This is a genomic window from Shewanella oncorhynchi (genome assembly GCF_012584455.1).
GTDB lineage: Bacteria > Pseudomonadota > Gammaproteobacteria > Enterobacterales > Shewanellaceae > Shewanella > Shewanella oncorhynchi.
Genome location: NZ_JABAEB010000004.1, coordinates 218,993 through 243,197 on the forward strand (window position 1 = coordinate 218,993; position 24,205 = coordinate 243,197).

Below are 24,205 nucleotides of genomic sequence, written 5' to 3' on the forward strand. Positions count from 1 at the left end.
TGTGAAAAACATATGTCACACAAGAAGATAGGAAAATAATAATGACAGACACATTAAACAGCGCTAGCGGCACAAAGGATTTAAGCCACTTACAGCACGTGAGCCATGCGCTCAATCACGGCGTTGCCGAGCTTATCCTTGACCGCAGCGATGTGCACAACGCCTTCGATGAAGTGATGATTAGCGAGATGATTAGCGTCCTTAGCTATTTTGCTGAGCACAAGGATTGCCAAGTGCTGGTACTCAAAGCGAACGGCAAAAATTTCAGTGCTGGTGCCGATCTCAATTGGATGCGCAAACAAGCCAAAATGGACTTTGAGCAAAATCTAAATGATGCCAAAGCCTTAGCAAAACTGATGCAGGATCTTGATACCTTTCCTAAGCCCACCATTGCACTAGTGCAAGGTGCAGCCTTTGGCGGCGCACTGGGGTTGATTTGCGCCTGCGATATCGCTATCGCCACGACGCGCGCCAGCTTTTGCTTGAGCGAAGTGAAACTCGGATTAATTCCTGCGGTAATTAGCCCTTACGTTGCCCGCGCTATGGGTAATCGTGCATCGCGCCGCTACATGCTGACCGCCGAGCGTTTTAGTGCAGAAACCGCATTAAAACTTAACGTCATTCATGAGATCAGCGATGACTTAGACGCCGTCGCAAAGCCGATGATTGACGCGTTGCTAGCCAATAGCCCGCAAGGCATGGCGTGGGTAAAAACACTGCTGTCGCATCTTGAAGATGGCGTGATAGACCAAAACACCATTGATTACACTAGCGAGCGTATCGCCCGCATTCGGGTATCGACCGAGGGCCAAGAGGGCTTAAACGCCTTTTTTGAGAAACGTCAGCCTAATTGGCAACAAGCGCACTCAATGCCCTCCAAGCCCATGCAAAAGCCAAGTGATACCCAAGGAGCCCTTTGATGTTGACCAAGCACATGTTTACCAAACTATTGATTGCTAACCGCGGTGAAATCGCCTGTCGCATCATCAAAACGGCCCATGCCATGGGCGTTCGCACCGTTGCCTTATATTCCGATGCCGATAAAGAAGCACGCCATGTCGCCATGGCCGACGAATCCTTCTACTTAGGCGGCAGTGCGCCGGCAGACTCCTATTTAAAGGGCGATTTGATTATCGACATCGCCAAAAAAGCCGGCGCACAAGCGATTCACCCTGGTTACGGTTTCTTGTCTGAAAATGCCGACTTTGCCCGTAAATGTGAAGCCGCTGGCATCGCCTTTGTTGGCCCAGGCAGTGATGCTATCGATGCCATGGGCAGCAAAAGCGCCGCTAAATCTATTATGACTGCGGCAAACGTGCCCTTAGTGCCGGGTTATCACGGCGATGACCAAACCGATGCGACCTTAAAAGCGGAGGCTCTGAAAATCGGCTTCCCTATGCTGATTAAAGCGGCTTATGGCGGCGGCGGTAAAGGCATGCGTATCGTCGAGAATGAAGGCGAAATCATGGAAGCCGTTAACTCGGCGCGCCGTGAAGCGGCCTCTTCTTTTGGTAACGATAAGTTATTGATGGAGCGTTATTTACGCCAGCCGCGCCACGTCGAAGTGCAAGTGTTTGCCGACACCTTTGGCAACGCGATTTACTTATCGGATCGCGATTGTTCGATTCAACGTCGCCACCAAAAAGTGGTCGAAGAGGCGCCTGCGCCCGGTTTAAGCGATGCACTGCGCACCCAAATGGGTGAAGCGGCCGTCGCGGCAGCCAAAGCCATCGATTATGTTGGCGCAGGCACTGTGGAGTTTCTGCTCGACACAGACAATAGCTTCTATTTTATGGAGATGAACACCCGTCTGCAGGTTGAGCATCCAGTGACTGAGATGGTCACAGGCCAAGATTTAGTGAAATGGCAATTGATGGTCGCCAGTGGTCAGCCACTGCCCCTTAAGCAAGATGAAGTGCGTATTCACGGCCATTCTTTTGAAGTGCGAATTTATGCCGAAGATCCACAGAATGAGTTTTTACCCGCCAGCGGTAAGCTCAACTTTTTGCGCGAACCCGAGCAAAGCAAATACGTGCGTATCGATTCGGGCATTCGTGAAAACGATGTGATCAGTAACTTCTACGATCCTATGATTGCCAAGCTTATCGTCTGGGATGAATCGCGCCCGCGCGCCCTGCAACGTTTAGTGCATGCCTTAGAGTCGTATCAAATCAGCGGTCTTAAGCACAACATTGAGTTTTTAGCGAACATTGCCGAACACCCAGCGTTTGCCAATGCCGACTTTAGCACTGACTTTATTGGCCGTTATGGCGACACCTTAATTGGCACAGCTTCAAGCGAAGCTGACACTGCCCTTGCCTTTGCCGCGCTGTATCAAGTGCTTGCCCGTAAAGAAGCCGCCAAAGCGCAAGCTGTCAACAGCGCCGATCCTTACTCGCCTTGGGGTCAAGTCAGCGGATTTAGACTCAACAGTTGCAGTCAGCACAATATTGCCCTGCTCGATGATGCCCATGAATTGCAGCAGTTAGTGATGCTCGATTTAGGCGGCATGTATCAGCTACCGCTGCACGGTCAAGATTGGTTACTAAATGGCGAGCTGAAACAAGATTTACTGCTCGCCGAAATCAACGGCCATAAGAGTAAAGTGCCCGTTAGTGCCCAAGGTGATGACTTTACGCTGTTTTTATCCTCTGGCAGTTACCACTTTAAAGCAGTGCAAACACTCGTGGTCGAAGAACAAGCCAGCAATGCTGACAAGTTAAAAGCACCGATGAACGGTACGGTAGTGACCCATTTAGTCGATGTCGGCACACAAGTGAAAGCAGGCCAAGGTTTGCTAGTGATGGAAGCCATGAAGATGGAATACACCATAGAAGCACCCTTTGATGGCATAGTCACTGAGTTCTACTTTAAGGCGGGCGAGCTAGTGACCGATGGCGCAACCTTGCTTAACGTTGAGCCGTTAGAGACAGACGAGCCAACCGCGATCAAGGAAGCCTAAGATGTCGTTAGCCAATCTAAGCCAAGCAGCGAACGCCAAAGACAGGGTCAGTATCTTCGAGATGGGCGCACGCGACGGCCTGCAAAACGAAGTCGCAGTGCCGACGGCAGCTAAAATCGCCTTGATTGAATCGCTGGCAGGTGCGGGGCTTAAGCGTATCGAAGCAGGCAGCTTTGTGTCACCTAAATGGGTGCCACAAATGGCCGACTCTGCCGATGTGCTCAAGCAAATACAGCGTCAAAGCGGCGTGGTGTATAACGCGCTCACACCCAACGTCAAAGGCTTTGAACTGGCACTGGATGCAAAAGCGAGTGAGGTGGCAATATTTGGCGCCGCCTCACAAAGCTTTAGTCAGCGCAATATCAACTGCTCGATAGAAGAGTCGATTGAACGCTTTATCCCTTTGATGGAATTAGCAAAAAAACACAATATTCCGGTGCGCGGTTATGTGTCTTGCGTGCTCGGCTGCCCCTACGAAGGTGAGATAGCGGTCAGTGAAGTAGCCCGTGTGTCTGAAATCCTTTACAAAATGGGCTGTTACGAAATATCGCTCGGCGACACTATCGGTGTAGGCACGCCGCAAAAAGCCCGTAGAATGCTGCAAACAGTGGCTGAGCGCGTCCCAGTCGAAAAACTGGCGCTACACTTTCACGACACCTATGGCCAAGCATTAGCCAACATTTTGGCCTGCTTAGACTTAGGTGTGCGGGTGTTTGACTCCTCGGTTGCGGGTCTTGGCGGCTGCCCCTATGCCAAAGGCGCATCGGGCAATCTTGCCACCGAAGACTTAGTGTATATGCTGCACGGCATGGGATTCGAAACGGGTATCGATTTACAAAAACTCGCGTTAGCAGGTCAAGCCATCAGCACGCAGTTGAATCGTAAAAACGGTTCGAAAGTGGCCACAGCCCTGTTAGCAAAATAAAACAAAAACCATTAACGACACCAACAACCGTTATTAAAAACGCGCGTTATTTCCCGCGCGTTTTCTAAAGCATAAAAGGACATCACAATGGCAGGACTCAATAAAGTCGTCAGCAGCTATGAAGAAGCGTTAGCTGGCTTATCGAACGACATGACCATTATGGTCGGCGGCTTTGGCCTATGCGGCATTCCAGAAGGCTTAATCAATCAAATGGTTAAGATGGGCGTTAACGGCTTAACGGCGATATCAAACAACGCGGGCGTTGACGATTTCGGCCTTGGCTTACTGTTAAAACATCGCCAAATCGCCACTATGATCGCCTCTTACGTGGGTGAAAATGCCACCTTTGAACAGCAAATGCTCTCTGGCGAACTGAACGTGATTTTAACGCCCCAAGGCACGCTGGCGGAAAAGATCCGCGCAGGCGGCGCAGGTATTCCGGCATTTTTCACCGCTACAGGCTACGGCACGCCAGTCGCTGATGGCAAAGAAACCCGCGAAATCAAAGGTCGCCATTACGTATTAGAAGAGTCGCTGACCGCAGATTTTACCTTAGTGCGTGCATGGAAAGCCGATACCATGGGTAATTTGGTATTCCGTAAAACCGCCGCCAACTTTAACCCTATGATGGCGACCGCGGGCAAAATCACTGTGGTTGAAGCCGAGTTTATTGTTGAGCCGGGCGAGCTAGACCCAGATCATATCCACACGCCGGGCATCTATGTTGACCGCGTTATTCAAGGCACGTTCGAGAAACGTATCGAGCAGCGCACGGTAAAAGCCGCGAAATAAAAGGCGCTGGCAAAACCTTGAAACACAGTTAACGCAATTGGCACTTAGCTCCCTAAAGTAAAAACTAAGGGTAAAAACCTAAGAATAAAGACCAAAGCGTCAAAGCCAAATAGAAAGGATAGATATCATGGCATTATCAAGAGAACAACTGGCTCAGCGCGTCGCCAAAGAATTAAAAGATGGCTACTACGTTAACCTCGGCATTGGCATTCCAACACTGGTGGCCAACTACATTCCCGAAGGCATGGAAGTCATGTTGCAATCGGAAAATGGTCTACTCGGCATGGGCGAATTCCCCACCGAAGACACCATAGATCCGGATTTAATCAATGCGGGCAAACAAACCGTTACCGCAGTGAAAGGCGCCTCGTTTTTCTCATCGGCGGAAAGCTTTGCCATGATCCGTGGCGGCCATGTGGATTTAACCGTACTCGGCGCCTTTGAAGTCGATGTCAATGGTTCTATCGCCTCGTGGATGATCCCAGGCAAACTCATCAAAGGCATGGGCGGCGCGATGGATTTAGTCGCCGGCGCCGAAAACATTATCGTGACTATGATGCACGCCGATAAATACGGCAATTCTAAGCTGCTACCCGTGTGCGAATTGCCGCTAACAGGTTACGGCTGCATTAAACGTGTCGTCACAGATTTAGCCTTTATCGAAATCAAAGATGGCGCATTTCATTTGTTAGAGCGCGCACCAGGTGTCAGCGTAGAAGAAATCGTCAGCAAAACTGCTGGCAAGTTAATCGTGCCAGAGCATGTACCAGAAATGGTGTTTTAAGCGTTCTCTAAAATGCGCAAGTAACGTATAGCGGCTAAGGTTGAAACTCAAGTTAGTTTGAAGCTTTAGCCTAAAGAGTTTTGAGCGTTAACCGACGTTTTACGATACCAACGAGGCCCAGAAAATGATTCTGGGCCTCGTTGCTTTTGTCATCCCCGCGAAAGCGGGGAACCATGAGTAAAATTCACCACCAGCTTGTTCACTACAAACCTTGTTTTCCGTGAGCTTTGCAGTCTAGGTACTGTTTGAGAGCTTATCGCCATAAACAGCACTAATGCTCTGGCGACACGCCGTAAACCCATCCTTGGGGGCTCAACGAAAAAGTCCCTTTTTCCGATGGTCGCCAACGCATTAGTGCGGTTTACTCCCCATCCCAGCATATTCAATAATGAACAATGTCGCGCATTAAACTGATAACACCATATGTTAGCAAGGTTCTTTGCTGGCGAATGTGTGTTCACCATCGCTACAACGGAGTCGCTTAATGCTTGCTTCAAAAGTGCTACAGATAGTGATATTTAGCGCCGTTGCGGTAAACTTGCCGCAGCCTAAATAATAAGGATGCTCAAGATGTTAGCCAAGTTTCTCAATAAGCGCAGTCGCGGTCGTAAACATATGCGCGATTATGCCAAAAACGTCTTTGAATATGACCAGTATTTACTGACCGATTATATCGACAGTGGGATGACAGATGGTTTCGAGAGAGTGAAACAATATCGTGAGTTTGATGAGGATTTTCGCCAGTGGGAATTATTTGGAGCTGAGTTTGGTGTACCCGAGTGTCATTGGGGCTATGTAGCCCAACTTACCTATATTGAATCGGGCTTGCTTGAGCCTAAGCCGCTTATGTGCTCGCTTGCTTACGGTTATTTTGCAACCGCCATTGATTACTATAAATATTGCTCATCGCTAGAAAAAACTGGCGGGATAGCAAACGCTATGTGGTCTACAATCAGCGTGTTTCGGCTTGTGCTGATGCTGTTAGCTGGGCTTAAACGCGAGGCGGACGAGCTGTACCACGCTGATGCAACCGCGCGGCGTTCGGGCTGGATTGTTCGCTCCCATGGCTTTATTGGCGATTTTTTGGTGCAGCTGTATGGCCGTTATCTGGGGCATATCGAGCCGCCTTTTACCACTGAAGTGCAAGTGACACTGCGAAACACGGCTCCTTTCCCCTATGCGTCATTTTTAGATAACTGGGATACACAGGATATCGAATTCATCAGCACTATGCTGCAAACCCTCTGCGATGATCAGGTAGAACAAGCGATCATCGGGGATAAAAAGTGTTTTTTTGAGTTCCACAATGGACATCTATCATACATGCCCTTGACGGCGTTAATGCTGCTAAAGCTTCGTGACCTCAGGGGCTTGCCTAATCCGCAGTTCAGTCATCCAGCCTTTGGCGATATCACAGCTTTGTTTGAACAAGTATCCACATCATTTAGTGATTATGTTGCAACGTTAGGGATACAGCGGATTGAAGATGCTGCTGATGAGGTGTTAACCAACACATTAACCAGAATGCAAAGCCAAGATTTTGATGCCCATGCTATTTTCGCCAAGCGACTGCCATCGTTTAGTGCTGGTTAAGATTTTGATTAACCAAATTTTCATAAAAAATGGATAACCAATAAATCATGATTCTATTCATATTGAGGACCCAAGGCTTAAAGCTGAGCGTATTCAAGCCTTAAGTCATCCACAATACAAGCCAGAGGAAAGCTTATGTACCAGATTGCGATTGTGATATTTGATGAATTTACCGATATCGATTTCTTCTTAATGCGCGATATTCTCGGCCGTACAAAAACCGATTGGACAGTAAAAGTACTCGGGACCAAACCTAGCCACATATCAAGCTTGGGGATGACGGTTGCAACCGATGGTCATGTGGCCGAAGTCGCTGATGCCGACGTGGTATTATTCAGCAGTGGTTACAAAGGCGTACCTGCGGCACTTGCTGATACTGAGTTTATGTCCGCCCTTAAATTAGATCCCACACGACAATTGCTTGGCAGTATCTGCGCGGGGTCATTCTTCTTTGCCAAATTAGGGCTACTCGACAATCTCTCGGCAACGACTCACCCCGATGCAAAACCTGCCCTAGTTGCCATGGGCGTCGATGTAGAAGACTGCGCCCTCGTGATTAATGGCAATATTGCCACTGCGGGCGGCTGCCTTTCCTCACTCTATTTAACGGGTTGGGTTGCGGAGCGTTTATTCGACAGTACGAAACGCCGCGAAATTCACAGGCAGCTTATTCCTGCCGGGCAAACAGATATTTTTGAAGCATTAATCCAATCCTCCATCTCCGCGGCCATTCGTTAAAAGTGATGTAGATACTCTCGATGAATGAAAAAGATCCCATGATAAAACTTAAAAATCTTCTCGAGGCTATAAAAGCCGAGCATCAAATAACCACCCAGAATGAGCTTGTGGCTTTGCTATCGCAAAATGAATTACTCATTCAGCAAATCCAAACTGCTGATGCGCAGTATTGGGTCAATTTTGCTAAGAATACCTTCGATGGTTGGTATTGCATTCGAACACCTATGCTCAGTACCTTTCATGTTTATTACCAAGAACGTGGACAAAACTGTTGGGGAGAAGATGTTTTTACCGAGCAAAGTGAAGCCATAGCAGCGGTTATTTTTATGTCTGGTATTTGGGATCAAGTACCCTAGCACTAAGCAAGTAAAAGCCTGCTCACTCATCCTATATCTTCACCTTCACGAATGGCGATATGTAACGAATCATTACGCGACTTTCAATATCGAAATCATCCTGTTAGGGTGAGTGCTTAGATTGACTCATAATAACAGACACATTTTTAGCGCTCTGTTTATCTCTCTCATTGTCCAAAGGAGCGGTATCTATGGACTGGCTTATTATTGCACTCGCTGGCTTTTTAGGCGGCATGCTCAATGCAGTTGCCGGTGGTGGCAGTTTTATTACCCTTTTAGCGTTAGTGTTTGTCGGGGTTCCACCGATTGCGGCGAATGCCACGGGGACAGCCGCGCTGCTGCCCGGTTATATCGCCAGCGCATGGCGTTTTAGAAAGGATATCGAATATCCGGCGAGTCTTAGCCTTAAAAATCTGATCTTAATTGCTTTAATTGGCGGCAGTATTGGCGCGGGTATTTTGCTGACCACCAGCGAGCAAGTCTTCGCAAAGCTGATCCCTTGGCTGATTCTACTGGCCACCGCGGCCTTTATTGTTGGCCCTTGGTTGCTCAAACGAAGAATCGCTGAGCAAGGCGAAAACACCTCTACGCCAATGTTAAGTCCGATAACGGCACTGATAATGCTGTCGGCTGTGTGTATCTATGGCGGTTATTTTAATGGTGGCTTAGGCATCATACTACTCGCAAGTTTTGGCCTGATGGGGCAAACCAATCTACATGGGATGAACGGACTTAAAAATCTGATTTCAGCCCTGCTCACCGCCATCGCCGTTGTGGTTTATGCCGCGGGCAATGTTATCGATGGGCAATATCTGTTGCTGCTTGCCGTTATGGCGATTGTCGGTGGTTATGTGGGGGCGGCGCTGGCCTACCGTATTTCACAGCCCTTGCTACGCGGCTTTATTGTGATCGTCGGTTTAGCGATGGCCTTAGGCTTTTTCATGCGCTAGTTTTTCATGCGTTAGTTTTCATACTTTAGGCTTTTGATTTGTGAAGCTTAAACTCATAAAAGCTGGACAGGCGAGTTTTCGATACAAGGTCTCACCGATAAATTGCCCTTATGTGACTGACTTGTTACTCTGATCCAACCTATAGGAGAACAGTGTGATTAAGGATAGCGATGAAACTGATGACCTTGAAGCTGAGGACCTTGAGACTGAGTAAATTAATGCCAAAGACCTTGAAGCTAAGCACCTTAAATCTTGCCCTGTGTCTTATTGCATGCTCACCGGCTATTTACACCGAAACCGCTAGCGCAGCGACCATTAGCGTCAAAACGGAAACGGGTAATATTCAGGTAAAAACCATAGCCCAAGGGTTAGAGAATGTCTGGGGTATGGCATTCTTACCCGACGGCAGTATGCTCGTGACTGAACGCGCCGGCAGAATGCGCATTGTCAGCACTGCAGGCAAAGTGGGTGAACCCTTAACGGGTTTACCGCCTATGTATGCCAAAGGTCAAGGTGGTTTACTTGATGTCGTGCTTGCGCCAGATTTTACCAGCAGCAAAAAAATCTATTTCAGTTATTCAGAACCCGCTGAAGCTGATGCAAGCGAGTTCAATAGCACAGCGGTCAGTTTTGCCACGCTCAATGGTAACAAGCTTGAAAATCTCACCCGCGTTTTTAGTCAACAACCTAAAGTCAACAGCGGCCACCATTTTGGATCTCGTTTAGTGTGGGCGCCTGACGGCACAATGTTTATCACACTCGGCGATCGCTATAGTGAAAAAGATAGCGCACAAACATTGGACAATCATTTAGGCAAAGTGGTGCGTATTCATGCCGATGGCTCAGTGCCTAAGGATAACCCCTTCGTCAATACGGCTGGCGCCTTACCCGAGATCTGGTCTATTGGTCACCGCAATATGCAGGGCGCGGCGATTAATCCCATCAGCAAAGTATTGTGGACGGGCGAACATGGGCCCCAGGGCGGCGATGAACTCAATATAGACCAAGCTGCCAAAAATTATGGCTGGCCCGTGATTACCTATGGTGAGAATTATGGCGGCGGCAAAATCGGCGAAGGCACCCATAAGGCGGGAATGGAGCAACCCGTCTACAAATGGGTTCCCTCGATTGCCACGGCGGGCTTTATGTTTTACACAGGTGATAAATTTCCACAGTGGCAAAATAATCTGTTACTCGCCAGCCTAAAGGGAAAAACACTGGTGCGTTTAGTGCTTGATGGCGACAAGATAATTAAAGAAGAGCGGCTACTGAAAACTGAATTGGGGCAAAGATTGCGTTCAGTCGTGCAAGGGCCAGATGGACTGATTTATCTCGTAACCGATGAAGCTAAATCAAAAATTTACCAGTTATCGCCGCAGTAATCTTAATCGCTGCACTTTTATCACAGTGCTTTAACTAAACCATGTTAACCACAGCAATAAACTCAATCGATAGAGAATTTAAGCCTTAAAACGACAAAGAGTGTTCATCAGGAACACTCTTTGTCGTTGGCGTGGCACTTATTAATTCATGCCTTTATTCGTTCACCACACACATGCCCTGCTCGGTTTGTACATAGGGAGCTAAAATAGGCATCATGCCCTTCATCACCTGCAATGGCAGCGCCGAAGTAAAACTAAAATCATCGGATTTACTGCCTGGCACGAAGGCGGTCAAAGTACCGAAGTATTTGTCACCTAGATAAAACACGAAGGTCGCGGTGCGGTTCATCGCCGTAGTCGCCACTTTTTTACCTTGCTGCATCTGAGTCACAATACGGTTATCACCGGTGCCGGTTTTCCCGCCTATGGCTAACATGCCACCTTTTTCATCGGTAAAAATGCCCTTTAAACGACGTGCGGTGCCGTTTTGCACTACGTTCGCCAGCGCTGCTTTTAAGGCTTGTGCTACTTCATGGCGCATTACCCGCTCACCTTGGGTGTTCTGATTCTGCAATCTCACTTCATAGGGCGTATCTGCGGCGAAATGCAGCTGATTGATACGCACTGTGGGCAAACGATAGCCGTCATTTTGAATAATGCCCATCAGCTCGGCTAAGGCTGCGGGTCGGTCACCCGAGCTACCCAGTGCTGAGCCTAAGGATGGCACCATAGAATCAAAGGGATAACCTAAACGCGCCCAACGTTGATGTATGTCAAGGAAGGCTTCAACTTCAAGCATCACTTGCACTCGTACATCACGGGCGTTTTTATGCCGCGTCCTAAACAACCAACGGTAAACCTCTTGACGTTGTGCTTCACTCGCCTGCTTAACATCGTTCAAGTTGGCATCAGGATTATGATTAAGGTAATCCAGCACCCACAATTCTAAGGGATGCACCCGTGCGATATAGCCTTGATCTGGCAAATTATATTTATCCGGACCGTACTTGTTATATAAGCTCTTAATACGACCATCGGTATAGCTCACCTGCGGCAATCTTTGCTTCAAGAAAGCCTTAAATGACGCCATAGATTCATCGGGCAGTAAATAGCGATACGCTGCCGTCAACTGCTGCTCCGACTGGGACAAACCATCAAAAAACATGTCGAAACGCTCATTCGCAGCCACTTTTTTGTACTTACGATAAAACTTAGTAACGAAGGTATTACCTTCTCTATCAGCAAATACTCGCAGATATTCGTCACGGCGCGGATCTTTATCATTACGCAGCAACTGGGCCATATTGCCCTCGTTTTGCATACTACTGCTGTAATTCACGATATCGCGCATGAGGCGCACAAACGGCAAGTTAACCGAATCCTGCAGGGCTTGGTAAAGTGTTGGCGTTTTTAAATCTTCTGTTTTTTTAAAGTTATTAAACACATGCAACCCACCACCGGTAAAAAACTGTTCACTGGTTGAGGCTGAATATTCTCGCTGTAACGCCGCATCTAACATGCGGTCTAAACGTCTGTCGGGATTCAAAATCAAGTAATCAATCGCCCAACGGGTTAAATGATCCCTAGGTTCGATAATGATGGATTCCAATTCAATCCCATGTTTCTTGGAATACTTGTCGTGGATTTCGGCAATGATTTCTAAGTAGGTCGCCATCACCCGCAATTTAGCGGTTGAGCCCAATTCCAACTTGCTGCCCTCGTTAATATCAAAAGGCTGATCGGTACTATCCGTCTGCACTCTAACTCGGTTGGCGGTCTCAGTGCGCTCATAAAGCGTAAAGCTATACAGCACGTTTTGCAGTTGGTTTGGGTCGAGTAACCGTTCGCCAAGCAGACCCACTTGCTCCGCGGTAGGCACTTGCGCCAAACTGCGTAAGTAGTGACTGACTTTCTGCTGTAAGTCACTATGTAAGCTACTGTTGACAGTCAAATCGAGCCTGTCTAAATCATACAGCCCCACATTTAACATGCCAGCGGTGCGAATACGAACTGTGTTCACACCCTTATCTGCGCCAGATTGGGTATTACGCTGCGGCTTGGCGACCTTAAACTGCAATTTCTGCGCGAGTGCAGCATCACGTAGGCCACGATCAATCAAATAATACTGGCCGAGTAAACGGATATGGCTATCGACTAAGTTCTCAAGATCTTCATGACCTTGCAATAGATAGTAGGACGGACGACGTTGGGCGATCATCAAGGCAACCACTTGTCGGAATACTTGTCCACGCTTGGTGGCATTACCTTTGATCTGCGGCGATGCTAACAACTTGTTTGCAGTATCAAAATCGGTACCAAACCACGCCCACAATCCATCACCAATACCATGAACTTCGCCATGATTTGGCGCCGAAGATAATGGCACGGTATTCAGATAATCTTGAACGATGCGCTTACGAGCAGGTTCAGTGTTTTCACCTTGTTGGTACACGCGCACACTGGCCGAGCCAATTTGCAGTAACTTATCTTTAATGCTCAAGGTTAAACCTTGGGAAGAATGGCGGAATTTCTCAATCTGAGTCGCAAGTGTACTGCCACCCGCGGTAGAGACATTCATACCAACCATTTCAGCAATTTGGCTCATGCCTGCCACCACAAAACGTGGCCAGTCGATCACAGGATTGAGTTTCTCTTCCGTCGTCCATAACTCGCGGTTTTCAATAAACAGTAAAGTATTAACGATTTCATTGGGGATCTTATCGTCGTCCTGATAAACCCGTTTAGGATAGGCAAATTCGTATAAATCAGTATTGCGGCAATCGAGCAGCGTCAACCCAGATTGAGCCTTTTCATGGTAAGGCGGAAAAAATCCAAGTTGAGCGTATTCCTGCAACGCTGGCGAAAACGCCACTTGTTGCGTTACCTGAAAATTTCGTTGCAGTAACCTATCAATATATTGAGGTAACTTACTGTAGCCATGGCGCTCATCAAAAGGACCATAACTAGGATAAATAACCGCTTGGCTCGGTGAGCTTTCTAATTCATAGGTGAGCGTCTTAGCATATTGATTGATGAATTTTGCTTGGTAAAACGAAGTTTTAACCTCAAGTCCAATCAGCAATGCAGCGCAGCAAATCAGAATAAAAAATAAGAACCAGACCCTGCCCTTTGATCTGGCTTTACGCGGCGGCTTAACCTTAGCTTTAGGCTCAGGTTGTGGTGGACGAGGACGATAATTTTCGAACTTCATCTCTGATGTGGAATTAGGCAAAACAGCTCCAAAAAACACTAAAATATTCATCTTTCATGCAACTCAGCAAATCCGTTGCCACTCAGTAAAGCAAGATATCAAACTCATCTAGCCATTATCCGGCTCTATTAATTAGTCTTAGTACCCATGATGTTCCACACTTTATCAAACCTAACTTCACTGTAAAGAAGGGTGCCTGTGACCCACAACCGCCACTAATCAATACTCATGTTAAGCTGATAGTACATTTTGCCAAATATTAATTTGTTGATATCAAGGTATTTTCAGCGATTAAGGCAACAGACAGTATGACTTAAAAACAAAACGAGCTAATTTAAGTCGCATAAAAAGAATGAGTCGCTCAATAATTACACGCTATTAACGAAGCCTCATCCCACATATTCATGCGCATCCCAGATAAATTCACGAAAATGCTTGCGACAGACAGACTCGTAACTTTCATTACCGCCAATCGCCACTTGCTCACCCTCGCGCATCACCTTGCCTTCACCATCAAGACGCACCACCATATTAGCCTTACGCCCACAATGACAAATAGTCTTCAACTCAACTAATTTATCGGCCCAAGCTAATAAATAATGACTGCCGCTAAAAAGTTCGCCTTGAAAGTCCGTTCTTAGGCCATAGCAGAGTACAGGAATATCAATATTATCGACCACATGCGTCAGCTGCTTAACCTGTTCTTTACTCAAAAACTGACACTCATCCACTAGCACACAGCTTAATGGCGTAGCTTGATGCACATCGCTAATCATTTGAGTTAAATCATCTTGGCTACTAAATACCTGTGCTTCGGTTTCAATGCCAATACGTGAGGCCACTTTACCTTTGCCATATCTGTCGTCTATGGAGGCTGTCATGACCAAAGTATTCATACCGCGTTCACGGTAGTTATAGGATGACTGTAATAGGGAAGTGGATTTACCCGCGTTCATTGCCGAATAATAAAAATACAATTGAGCCAAGACTTATACCCTTTAAAAACGTTATCGCTTACGCGTCTGCTACCAGAGCCAAATTGAGCGCTAGTCTAACATTGCGCTTCACATCAGAACACTAGCAGCCGCTAAGCTTTTATCATGAAATTCTGCAATGACACCAACTTATCAATCATTTTAATCTCCAATCGCCTCCTGAAATATTTCTAGTCCACTTCATTTAATACTCCTCCCTGCAAAAAACATAAAAAACGCCCCGATGCCGTTCAATTGTTAATGAAAGCTTAACTGAAACTTAAATGTTGTTTCGTAAGGAAAAATTAGTAAAAGTTAAATTTAAAAAGTGCGATCTACCTCCAAAGTAATAGGTATAAATGGGCTCGCGCTCAAAAAATAAACATAGCGTTAACAGTAATATTTCATTCGAGACAAAACGTGCTCAATTAAAAAAAGAAAAGTATTCGATAGCTTGCAAATTGAGACCAACGGTCAAAGCACTAATCTACCCTGCAAACTTTAGTGCTCCACTCCGTCCTTTATTCGCATATTGGATCAAATGGAGATTATGATGAGAATTTTCACCTCTAGAAAACTGGCATATTTAGTTGCCTTAGCACTAACTGGCGCCCTTGTTGGCTGCGGCGATGATGGTAAAGATGGTGTAGATGGAGCACCAGGAACGCCCGGTATCCCTGGAACACCCGGTGAACCTGGAACACCCGGTGAGCCTGGAACACCGCCCCCTGTCACCAGTTCTACTATGACTAACGTCAAAGTGATCAACTATAGCTTTGGCGAAGGCAGTATCACTTACGAATTTGAAATTACAGATGAAAACAATAACCTAATCAACGGACTGTTAAATGCTCAAGCCAAAGTGGCTGCACTAACAGATAAAGGCTTCATCACTAACCGCACCGAAGCTGATAAAAATGGTGTTGCAGATAACGTCCATATTGGCGGTGAAGCAACTCAAGCAACCGTCGGCGCTGAATTGACCGCTTTAGCTGATGGTCATTACCAATTTAAAGTACCAATGAAAGGGGTTAATCCAAGCACTGAAGGTATTGTTTGGTTACGTGTCGGTGGTAATAATGGTATTGCGACCTCTAAACCTCTGGTCGTTAACAAACCTGAAGGCACCCATTCAACCACAACTGATAGTTGTTACTCTTGCCATATCGACTACTCAACAAGCCCTCGTCGTCATGCAAGCTATGTCGCTACTGGCATGGACAGCGAAGTCACCTTCGTGGAAGGCTGTTTAGTGTGTCACGGTTCAGTTAGCCGCGCAGTTGTCAATGCTGAAGGTTTCTCTACGGGTGGCTATGCGACAAACACCCTATCTAAAATTGGTCATATCAATCACCAAGATTTTACTAAAGACTTTTCAGTACAAAACTGTACATCTTGTCACGTTGAAGCACCTAAAAACATCAACGTAGCTGGACCAGGTTGTATTGATTGCCATGACAGTGGTGGCGTACCAGGGGCTATTATCCCAAGTAATGGTGCGGATCTGCGCATTATGCACGAAAGCAAAGCGGGTATAACCGAACGCCAAGCGATTCGCGCTAAGTATAAATTAAGTCTATCAACACCTGTTAAAGTAGATGATATTTCTACCAAGACAGACCACTATGCGCCGACAGGTGCTGCGGCAGCAGTAACCGCCCCAGGCTGGTGTACAACACTGACAGTGAAAGACACCGATGGTAACGTCTTTAGCATTAAAGACAACTTTAACTATTCTAGCCCGCTAGTATATGACGCTAAGAAACCTGTAGTTTATGCGGGCGCTTATTTACATTCCTATGAAAATGGCAGCTTAGTGGGTCGCCCAGGTAACCGGACTAACTACTACTATGGTTACAACACTGACGGCACTAAAAATATCTGTCATTTACTGACGGATATCAGCGCAGTGAATGCTAACTATGTTTATTCTGCCCGCGTGACATTCAGTACCGCTGGTTGGATGGAATATGATGGCAAGCAACGCTACCAAAGTAATGGCAGCCTAAGAGCGACAGGTTATGATGGTTCTATGGGCATATCCTTTACGGCTTACTCAGATGTCGTTAACCCTGTCACCACTCAAAAGGTCTCTGGCTTCGAACGTCGTGAGATAGCGAGTACTAACAGCTGTACTACTTGTCACAACGATGCCACTGCGTTCCACAAAAATGGTGCCTTCGATGAAGGTGGTAAAGCTTGTATCGCCTGCCATGACAACGGCATGGAACGTACTTCAGCAGCCTTAGGCGCAGGTTTTGGTCCTATGGTGCACAGCTGGCACTGGGGTAATGGCGCTAAAGTCGGTGAAGTTAAAGCTGATGGAACTCAAGCGCAAACCGCTAACGGTGCAGGCGCGATTGAAGCCTCTACTAGCTGCGTTGCCTGTCATGAAAAAGCGATTGATTTAAGCAAAGTGCCAAATCAATACATCGCTGAACCAGGTAGCAAAATGACAAGTCCAGTCACCGCTAACTGTTATGCCTGCCACACTAGCGATTCAGCTAAGGCGCATATGGCAAGCAACGGTGGTGAAATCAGCATACCAAAGGTTGCTGACTGGTTTAAACAACCGACCTCTGAATCCTGTGCAGTATGTCATGACACAGGTAGAAGTTCTGGTATTGATAAATACCACAAGTTTACTCGCTAATTAATCATCTCATCATCGCGTGATTAAGAAGTAAGTAAAAAGCGGTACCTATTTTCCCTGCAAGGAAATAGCCAAAGGAGTCTCGCTAATGCGAGGCTCCTTTTTTACTTAGACATTCCCGATAACAAGCCATTTTCAGCCCTATTTAAGTTACTAACGTTACAGTCCTAAAAAAACAACAATTCAAAGGAAGTCACTCAATTATGCGTAAAAGTTTTATTGCCATCGCCATCGGCGCCACTCTCACCGCCGGATTCATGGCAGGTTGCAGCAGCACAGAAACTAAAGCACCTAACGTTATCTCGGTACCAACCCAAAACCCGCTGTTCCAAGCCAGTAACCTGCAATATCAAGCCCCTGATTTTAGCCTCATCAAGAATGAGCACTTCGCGCCAGCCCTAGAGCAAGGCATGGCAGAGCAGTACCAAGAAATTCTCGCAATAGCCAATAATCCGGCAGCAGCAACCTTCGATAATACGATTGTGGCTATGGAGAAAAGCGGCGCCCTACTCAACCGTGCATCAAGCGTGTTTTATAATTTAGCAGGGTCAAACAGCAATCCAGAACTGCGTAAAATCCAAGGCGAAATGGCGCCCAAAATGGCGGCCCACTCAGATAATATCAACTTAAACCCAGCGCTATTTGCCCGTATCGAAGCCATCTATAACGACCGCACCAACTTAGGGTTAACCCCAGAAGCCGTACGTTTGGTTGAGGTATATCACCAACGCTTTATCATGGCTGGCGCTAAACTTACCGATGAACAAAAAATTAAAATCCGCGCGTTAAATGAAGAACAATCAACACTAACGAATGAGTTCTCTCAGCGTTTATTACGCTTAACCAAAGAAATCGCCGTTGTGGTGGATTCAAAAAGTGAACTTGCTGGATTAACCGACGGTGAAATCACTTCAGCCGCGAACGATGCCAAAGCGGCCGGTCACGATGGCAAGTATCTGATTAACATCACCAACACCACTCGCCAACCTGTGTTGGCATCACTGGAAAACCGTGAGCTACGCCAGCGTATTTGGGAAGCCTCAGCGAACCGTGGCTTAACTGGTGAAAACGAAACTGCGTCACTCGTATCTCGTTTAGCGAAACTCAGAGCCGAGCGCGCAACACTATTAGGCTATGAAAACTGGGCAAGTTATCGATTAGCACCGCAAATGGCCAAAACACCCGAAGCGGTTTACAGCATGTTTGGTTCAATGGTGCCTGCGGTAGTTGCTAACACAGAGAAAGAAGCGGCCGACATTCAAGCCATGATCACTAAAACCGGTGGGAAATTTGAACTGGCACCGTGGGACTGGGAGTTTTACGCAGAAAAAGTCCGCCAAGAAAAATACGCTCTCGATGCCAATAGCATTCGCCCATACTTCGAATTTAACCGCGTTCTCGAAGACGGCGTATTCTACACACTCAAAGAACTCTATGGCGTCACCTTAAAACCACGCCCAGATTTACCGGTTTACCATCCCGATGTAAAAGCCTACGAAATGTTTGATGCCGATGGCTCAAGCATGGCCATTTTCTACGCCGACTATTTTGCCCGTGAAGGTAAACGTGGTGGCGCTTGGATGAGTTCGTTCGTCGGTCAATCCTTCCTCGAAGGCACTAAACCTGTGGTCGTCAACGTGATGAACATAAAGAAAGCGCCCGAAGGTGAACCCACCTTCGTCAGCTATAACGAAGTCACTACTATGTTCCATGAAATGGGTCACGGCACCCACGGCATGTTCTCTAAAGTGACTTATCCAAGTCTGGCGGGTACCTCGGTTTCACGCGACTTTGTCGAATTCCCATCGACGTTTGAAGAAGATTGGGCCGCCCATCCAAAAGTGTTAGCGAACTACGCGAAACACTATGAAACAGGCAAACCCATTCCCGATGAACTGCTGCAAAAACTGCTGAAATCTGGCAGCTTCAACCAAGGCTTTGACACTCTGGAATACATGGCCGCCGCATTAGTAGACATGGAATGGCATTCATTAAGCCCAGATACGCCGTTGCAAGATGTACCAACCTTTGAAGCCAATGCCCTGAAAAAGCACGGCTTAAACATCAGTGCCGTACCTCCGCGTTATAAGTCGGCCTATTTTGCCCACGCCTTCCCCGGCGGTTACTCGGCAAGTTATTACGCTTATATGTGGAGTGAGATTTTAGCGGCGGATGCGTTTGCCTATGTACAAACCCAAGGTGGGCTCAATCGTGAAATCGGCATGAAGTACCGCAAAACGATCCGTGAAGTGGGTAATAGCATAGCGCCAATGGACGCCTACAAAAACTTCCGCGGACAAGAACCCACCACAGAAGGCTTACTTAAACGCCGCGGTCTAGATCAAGCACGCTAAGCTAAGAGTTGATAGCCTTAATGCGATAGGCTATAGATAAAGACAAACTCAGCCTTAACCAAAAAAATCAGCCAGCATAATGCTGGCTGATTTATTTTGACTTATTTGTCGTGAACGTTTGCAGTGAAAGGTTTCAATTAACGTCTAGCTAATTGCGCCTTTAGATTTGATTTTAAGTACGATAATACTGATCACAAATGCCACACTACAAGCCACTAAACCAGCGACAACCGACTCGGTAAATCCAAGTGCCACATAACCCACTAAGCTAATAAACGCCGCAATGAGTGCATAAGGTAGCTGAGTCACCACATGGTCGATGTGGTGGCAACTGGCGCCCGTAGACGACAAGATAGTCGTGTCGGAAATCGGCGAGCAATGATCGCCAAATACAGCACCCGCCAGCACAGAGGCAAGCATAGGCAACATCATGCCAGTGTGACTTCCCATCGCCATATCAGCAGCAATCGGCAACATGATCCCGAACGTACCCCAGCTAGTACCAGTTGAGAACGCGGTAATACCTGCTAGCACAAACATTAAGGCGGGTAAAAACGCGAACGGAATATTTCCTGTTGCTAAACTCGCCATAAACTTACCGGTTTCGAGTTGACCAATCACACCTGCGATTGTCCAAGCAAATAACAGGATGTAAATCGCCGGCAGCATAGAGCGAGCGCCCTGCACTATACCTTTGACTATCATCAATTTCTCAACGCCTTGCACTAAATTCAATATCAGCGAAACCGCTAGACCAATTAATGCACCAAAGAAAAGTGATGAACTGACATCGGTTTTCTCAAAAGCAGAAATAATATTAAATTCAATCCCTTCCGCCGCGAGTACTTGAGCGCCACTGTTAATCATGAAATAGAGGGTTGCAAATACCAACACGGTAATCGGCAGGAACAGACCTAAAATCTTACCGGTTTCGGCTTCAGGTAAATCCGCGTTCGCCCCAGGCGGTAATCCTTTAGACTCATCGTATAAATTACCACGTTGGGCATTGAGCTCATGCTCACGCATTGGCCCAACATCTAGTCCCATAAAGACAACAAAAAGTAATAATAACAAGGAGAAGATTGCGTAAAAGTTCATCGGGATCATTTGAATAAAAATACTCAAATGACCCGTATCAGCAAAACCATGGGCAGTTAATATCCCGCCAATGAGTGCGATAATATAAGCGCCCCAGCTCGAAACTGGAGATATAACGCACACAGGCGCCGCAGTAGAATCTAATAAATAAGCTAACTTAGCGCGGGAAACATAATAACGATCGGTAACAGGTCGAGCGACCGAACCAACAACTAAACTATTGAAATAATCATCAATAAAAACTACGCAACCTAAAAACATGGTCAATAGTTTAGCGTCACGTTTATTACGTATATGTAAACGAGCCCAATCGGCAAAAGCCCGCGCGCTGCCACTTACGGTAATTAACGCTGTGATCATTCCCAGTACAATTAAGAAACCGAGAATATATAAGTTCCACGAATTTAGACCTTTATCAGTCCAAAAAAGCCCTTTAACGCCATTAAATACAAACTCACCCGTTGCTAAAGGTGAAAATTGATTGAGCAATAAAGCACCAATTAAAATACCTAACCCCAAAGAAAGCAGTACACGGCGAGTCAAGATCGCCAACACGATAGCCACCGCAGGCGGCAACAAGGAAAGTGCCGAATCGGCATAATTCATAACAGTCATTGATTATTATCTTCGTTAAATACGAATGGAGGGCGACTGAACTGGTGGGAAAAGGCAATAGATACCCAAGGTCACCTGTCCTATCAGTAGCGCTCCATAGTAACTATTCCCAATATCCATATCGGAAAATACTATGGCAGTGCTGCACCTATTAGGTACAACCCCAGCAGTTGATCGTGATAAATCGAACCACTTCGGCACCAAATCCTTTCGCAATCGATCAACGGAATCACCCTACTGATCACTACTAATATTTGGCGCGCCTCTACTTCTAAGAACGCCCTTGCACGGGCGTGAGGCACATAAAAACATAAGCGGCTTAGCAGATGCTACCGCAAAGCCACTTAATGTGACCTAGATCACAGATAAAATCAACTGAGACTTGTAATCAGCTCAGGAACCACCTCAAACAGATCTGCAACGAGTCCATAATCGGCTACTTGAAAAATCGGCGCTTCAGGATCTTTGTTGATTGCAACGATGACTTTAGCGTCTTTCATGCCGGCTAAATGTTGAATCGCGCCAGAAATACCGACGGCAATATACAAGTTTGGCGCAACGATTTTACCGGTTTGACCCACTTGTAAATCGTTAGGCACAAAACCTGCGTCAACTGCAGCGCGTGATGCGCCAACCGCAGCACCAAGCTTGTCAGCAAGTTGTTCTAACATGCCGAAGTTTTCACCACTGCCCATACCACGGCCGCCAGAAACGATAATGCCAGCATTGCCTAACTCTGGACGGGCAGAAACTGTCAGCGATTGAGAAACAAACTGAGTTCTCGCTTCAAACACTTTATCAAGTGTCGTCACAGCCGCACTGTTACCTTCTGGCGCAGCGTCAAACGCACTGGCGCGCACTGTCATCACTTTAATGGCATCATGGCTTTGCACTGTCGCTAAGGCATTACCCGCATACACAGGGCGCACAAAGGTGTCCGCATTGACGACGGTAATAACTTCTGAGATTTGCGCTACATCTAATAAAGCCGCCACGCGCGGAAGCGTGTCCTTACCTAAACTTGAAGCCGAGGCCAGAATGTGACCATAGTTTGGCGCTAAGTCCACCAGCAATTTGGCAAAATTTTCCGCTAAATGCGCTTCATACACGCTGGCATCGGCAACGAGTACTTGGCTAACGCCTTGTAGTGCCTGTGCCGCTTGGACAACCGCGCCACATTGGTGACCCGCAACTAAGACATGTACTTCATCGCCTATGGCACGGGCAGCGGTAACAATTTTTGCCGTATCGAGTTTCAGTGCTGCATTATCATGTTCAGCTAATACTAAAATGGCCATTTAGATCACCTTCGCTTCATTTTTTAACTTTTCAACTAGCTCAGCTACCGACGCTACCATGATGCCCGCTTTACGTTCAGCTGGCGGAGTGACCTTCACAATCGTTTGGTGACTCTTTAACGTCACGCCTAAGTCTGCCACAGTAAATACTTCTAATGGCTTACGCTTGGCTTTCATTATGTTAGGCAATGAAGCGTAACGGGGTTCGTTCAAACGTAAATCGGCGGTCACAACAGCAGGTAAAGGCAGTTTAAGAGTTTGCATGCCGCCGTCAATTTCACGGGTGACTTGTAATGTATTCGCTTCTAATTTGATTTCTGAAGCAAAGGTCGCCTGTGGCATATCCATTAACGCGGCAAACATTTGGCCAGTTTGGTTATTATCACCATCGATGGATTGCTTACCAAAAATCACCAGCTCTGCTTGTTCTTTGTCTTGTACCGCTTTGAGCAATTTGGCGATAGACACTGGCACGAGCTCTTCTTCAGTATCGATATGAATTGCACGATCTGCGCCTAATGCAAGCGCGGTACGCAGTTGTTCTTGCACGGCTTTATTACCAATACTGACAACAACCACTTCAGTAGCGCTACCCGCTTCTTTTAAACGAACCGCTTCTTCTACTGCGATTTCACAAAAAGGGTTCAACGCCATTTTTAGGTTTGCAGTGTCAACACTTGTATTGTCAGCTTTGACCCTGACCTTCACATTGGCATCAACAACGCGCTTAACGGGCACCAATACTTTCATAGGGTTTCCTTCCTACACTTTCATGTACATGGACAAAACATTGGTTAATACCAATGCAGGATAGAGCAACTTTACGTCCTGTTAACGTTAACGTCAACCAAAGTCAAACGCCTGTTTGTATTTTTTAATCCGCTGCAACGGCCACTTTTTTGGACACTTATTTGAGGGAATAAGAAAAGTTCAAAAAATAAATAATATTTAATTTCCTTAAAACGCATAATTTTATTTGATTCGAGCTATATTAGTTTCTATCATTTAGGTGTTGTTCACCATTATCCTGTATTAAAAATAGAGTGGGACGAAAATAGATATGAGCGAATTTTTAGAGATATTAACTCACGGCCGTCGTTTTAAAGCTGCAGTAAAAGAACTTAGCGTTGAAGAGTTACGTGATTTAGCCGACAAATTAGATAAAATTTTAGTAGAACGCGAGTCTATGGCTGAGGAAGAAGAACAAGCCATGGCAGCTCGTAATGCTAAGATTGAAGAAATCCGTCAGCAAATGGAAGCCGTTGGTTTATCAATTGATGACTTAGGTGGCGTAGCTGTTAAAGCTGCTGCAAAGAAACGCGCTCCTCGTCCAGCCAAATACCAAATTGAAGTTGACGGTGAAATGGTTCAATGGACTGGCCAAGGCCGTATGCCTACCGTATTTAAGAACGAGATCAACAAAGGTCGTTCTATGGAAGATTTCTTAATCTAATCCAACCAAGTGTGATGGCACTAATTGCCAACACAAGTTTGCATAAAAGCTCGCATTAGTTGCGAGC

General features: G+C 46.5%; 18 protein-coding genes and 1 riboswitch. Of the genes, 13 read left to right on the forward strand and 5 right to left on the reverse strand.

All coding sequences use genetic code 11. The annotated features are described in order from the left end of the window. The first annotated feature begins 41 nt into the window (after nucleotides 1-41). The 10 genes from HGO26_RS07680 to HGO26_RS07725 all read left to right on the forward strand — a co-directional run bounded on the left by HGO26_RS07680 (nucleotide 42) and on the right by HGO26_RS07725 (nucleotide 10,482). Nucleotides 42-920: an enoyl-CoA hydratase-related protein gene (locus HGO26_RS07680; protein WP_168824341.1), complete on the forward strand. Its 879-nt coding sequence runs from the start codon at nucleotides 42-44 to the stop codon at nucleotides 918-920. After that, on the forward strand, nucleotides 920-2,962 hold the full coding sequence (locus tag HGO26_RS07685; protein WP_168824343.1) for an acetyl/propionyl/methylcrotonyl-CoA carboxylase subunit alpha: 2,043 nt from the start codon (nucleotides 920-922) through the stop codon (nucleotides 2,960-2,962). Before HGO26_RS07680 ends, HGO26_RS07685 begins: the two co-directional genes overlap by 1 nt. A gap of 1 nt (nucleotide 2,963) precedes the next feature. Further along, a complete protein-coding gene (locus HGO26_RS07690; RefSeq protein WP_168824345.1) occupies nucleotides 2,964-3,887 on the forward strand; it encodes a hydroxymethylglutaryl-CoA lyase in 924 nt (307 codons plus the stop codon). 87 nt (nucleotides 3,888-3,974) lie between these two features. After that, nucleotides 3,975-4,679 (forward strand): CoA transferase subunit A, encoded by a 705-nt coding sequence (locus HGO26_RS07695; protein WP_168824347.1) that lies wholly within the window; start codon nucleotides 3,975-3,977, stop codon nucleotides 4,677-4,679. Nucleotides 4,680-4,806: 127 nt separating this feature from the next. After that, the gene (locus HGO26_RS07700) at nucleotides 4,807-5,463 is read left to right on the forward strand and encodes a CoA transferase subunit B (protein WP_105252045.1); all 657 of its coding nucleotides are present in this window, start codon (nucleotides 4,807-4,809) and stop codon (nucleotides 5,461-5,463) included. A gap of 570 nt (nucleotides 5,464-6,033) precedes the next feature. Further along, nucleotides 6,034-7,056 (forward strand): hypothetical protein, encoded by a 1,023-nt coding sequence (locus HGO26_RS07705; RefSeq protein WP_168824349.1) that lies wholly within the window; start codon nucleotides 6,034-6,036, stop codon nucleotides 7,054-7,056. A gap of 135 nt (nucleotides 7,057-7,191) precedes the next feature. Beyond that, a complete protein-coding gene (locus tag HGO26_RS07710; protein ID WP_168824351.1) occupies nucleotides 7,192-7,794 on the forward strand; it encodes a DJ-1/PfpI family protein in 603 nt (200 codons plus the stop codon). 38 nt (nucleotides 7,795-7,832) lie between these two features. Beyond that, entirely contained in the window at nucleotides 7,833-8,150 is a 318-nt protein-coding gene (locus HGO26_RS07715; protein ID WP_025008087.1) for a hypothetical protein, read from the forward strand. 191 nt (nucleotides 8,151-8,341) lie between these two features. Further along, nucleotides 8,342-9,100, forward strand: a complete 759-nt coding sequence (locus HGO26_RS07720; RefSeq protein WP_105252043.1) for a sulfite exporter TauE/SafE family protein — start codon at nucleotides 8,342-8,344, stop codon at nucleotides 9,098-9,100. A 170-nt stretch (nucleotides 9,101-9,270) separates the two neighbouring features. Further along, on the forward strand, nucleotides 9,271-10,482 hold the full coding sequence (locus HGO26_RS07725) for a PQQ-dependent sugar dehydrogenase (protein ID WP_168824353.1): 1,212 nt from the start codon (nucleotides 9,271-9,273) through the stop codon (nucleotides 10,480-10,482). Nucleotides 10,483-10,636: 154 nt separating this feature from the next. Here the strand turns inward: HGO26_RS07725 and HGO26_RS07730 are convergent, their stop codons facing one another. Both HGO26_RS07730 and HGO26_RS07735 read right to left on the reverse strand, forming a co-directional pair. After that, nucleotides 10,637-13,714: a transglycosylase domain-containing protein gene (locus tag HGO26_RS07730; protein ID WP_168824355.1), complete on the reverse strand. Its 3,078-nt coding sequence runs from the start codon at nucleotides 13,712-13,714 to the stop codon at nucleotides 10,637-10,639. Between the two features lie 368 nt (nucleotides 13,715-14,082). Then, nucleotides 14,083-14,679, reverse strand: coding sequence for a thymidine kinase (locus tag HGO26_RS07735; RefSeq protein ID WP_028761119.1), 597 nt, complete (start codon nucleotides 14,677-14,679; stop codon nucleotides 14,083-14,085). A 541-nt stretch (nucleotides 14,680-15,220) separates the two neighbouring features. Here HGO26_RS07735 and HGO26_RS07740 point away from each other — a divergent pair. Both HGO26_RS07740 and HGO26_RS07745 read left to right on the forward strand, forming a co-directional pair. Then, a complete protein-coding gene (locus HGO26_RS07740; protein WP_168824357.1) occupies nucleotides 15,221-17,320 on the forward strand; it encodes a multiheme c-type cytochrome in 2,100 nt (699 codons plus the stop codon). A gap of 203 nt (nucleotides 17,321-17,523) precedes the next feature. Beyond that, the gene (locus HGO26_RS07745; RefSeq protein ID WP_168824359.1) at nucleotides 17,524-19,674 is read left to right on the forward strand and encodes a M3 family metallopeptidase; all 2,151 of its coding nucleotides are present in this window, start codon (nucleotides 17,524-17,526) and stop codon (nucleotides 19,672-19,674) included. Between the two features lie 144 nt (nucleotides 19,675-19,818). On the opposite strand, the gene HGO26_RS07750 is transcribed toward HGO26_RS07745, so the two are convergent. The 3 genes from HGO26_RS07750 to HGO26_RS07760 form a co-directional block, all read right to left on the reverse strand. After that, nucleotides 19,819-21,387 (reverse strand): Na+/H+ antiporter NhaC family protein, encoded by a 1,569-nt coding sequence (locus tag HGO26_RS07750; RefSeq protein WP_028761122.1) that lies wholly within the window; start codon nucleotides 21,385-21,387, stop codon nucleotides 19,819-19,821. Between the two features lie 79 nt (nucleotides 21,388-21,466). Then, nucleotides 21,467-21,663, reverse strand: a riboswitch (Lysine riboswitch). A 95-nt stretch (nucleotides 21,664-21,758) separates the two neighbouring features. After that, complete coding sequence (locus tag HGO26_RS07755) at nucleotides 21,759-22,685, reverse strand: electron transfer flavoprotein subunit alpha/FixB family protein (RefSeq protein WP_168824361.1); 927 nt, start codon at nucleotides 22,683-22,685, stop codon at nucleotides 21,759-21,761. Then, complete coding sequence (locus tag HGO26_RS07760; RefSeq protein WP_028761124.1) at nucleotides 22,686-23,435, reverse strand: electron transfer flavoprotein subunit beta/FixA family protein; 750 nt, start codon at nucleotides 23,433-23,435, stop codon at nucleotides 22,686-22,688. Nucleotides 23,436-23,745: 310 nt separating this feature from the next. On the opposite strand from HGO26_RS07760, the gene HGO26_RS07765 reads away from it, so the two are divergent. Next, nucleotides 23,746-24,138: an H-NS histone family protein gene (locus HGO26_RS07765; protein ID WP_028761125.1), complete on the forward strand. Its 393-nt coding sequence runs from the start codon at nucleotides 23,746-23,748 to the stop codon at nucleotides 24,136-24,138. The last annotated feature ends 67 nt before the right edge of the window (nucleotides 24,139-24,205 follow it).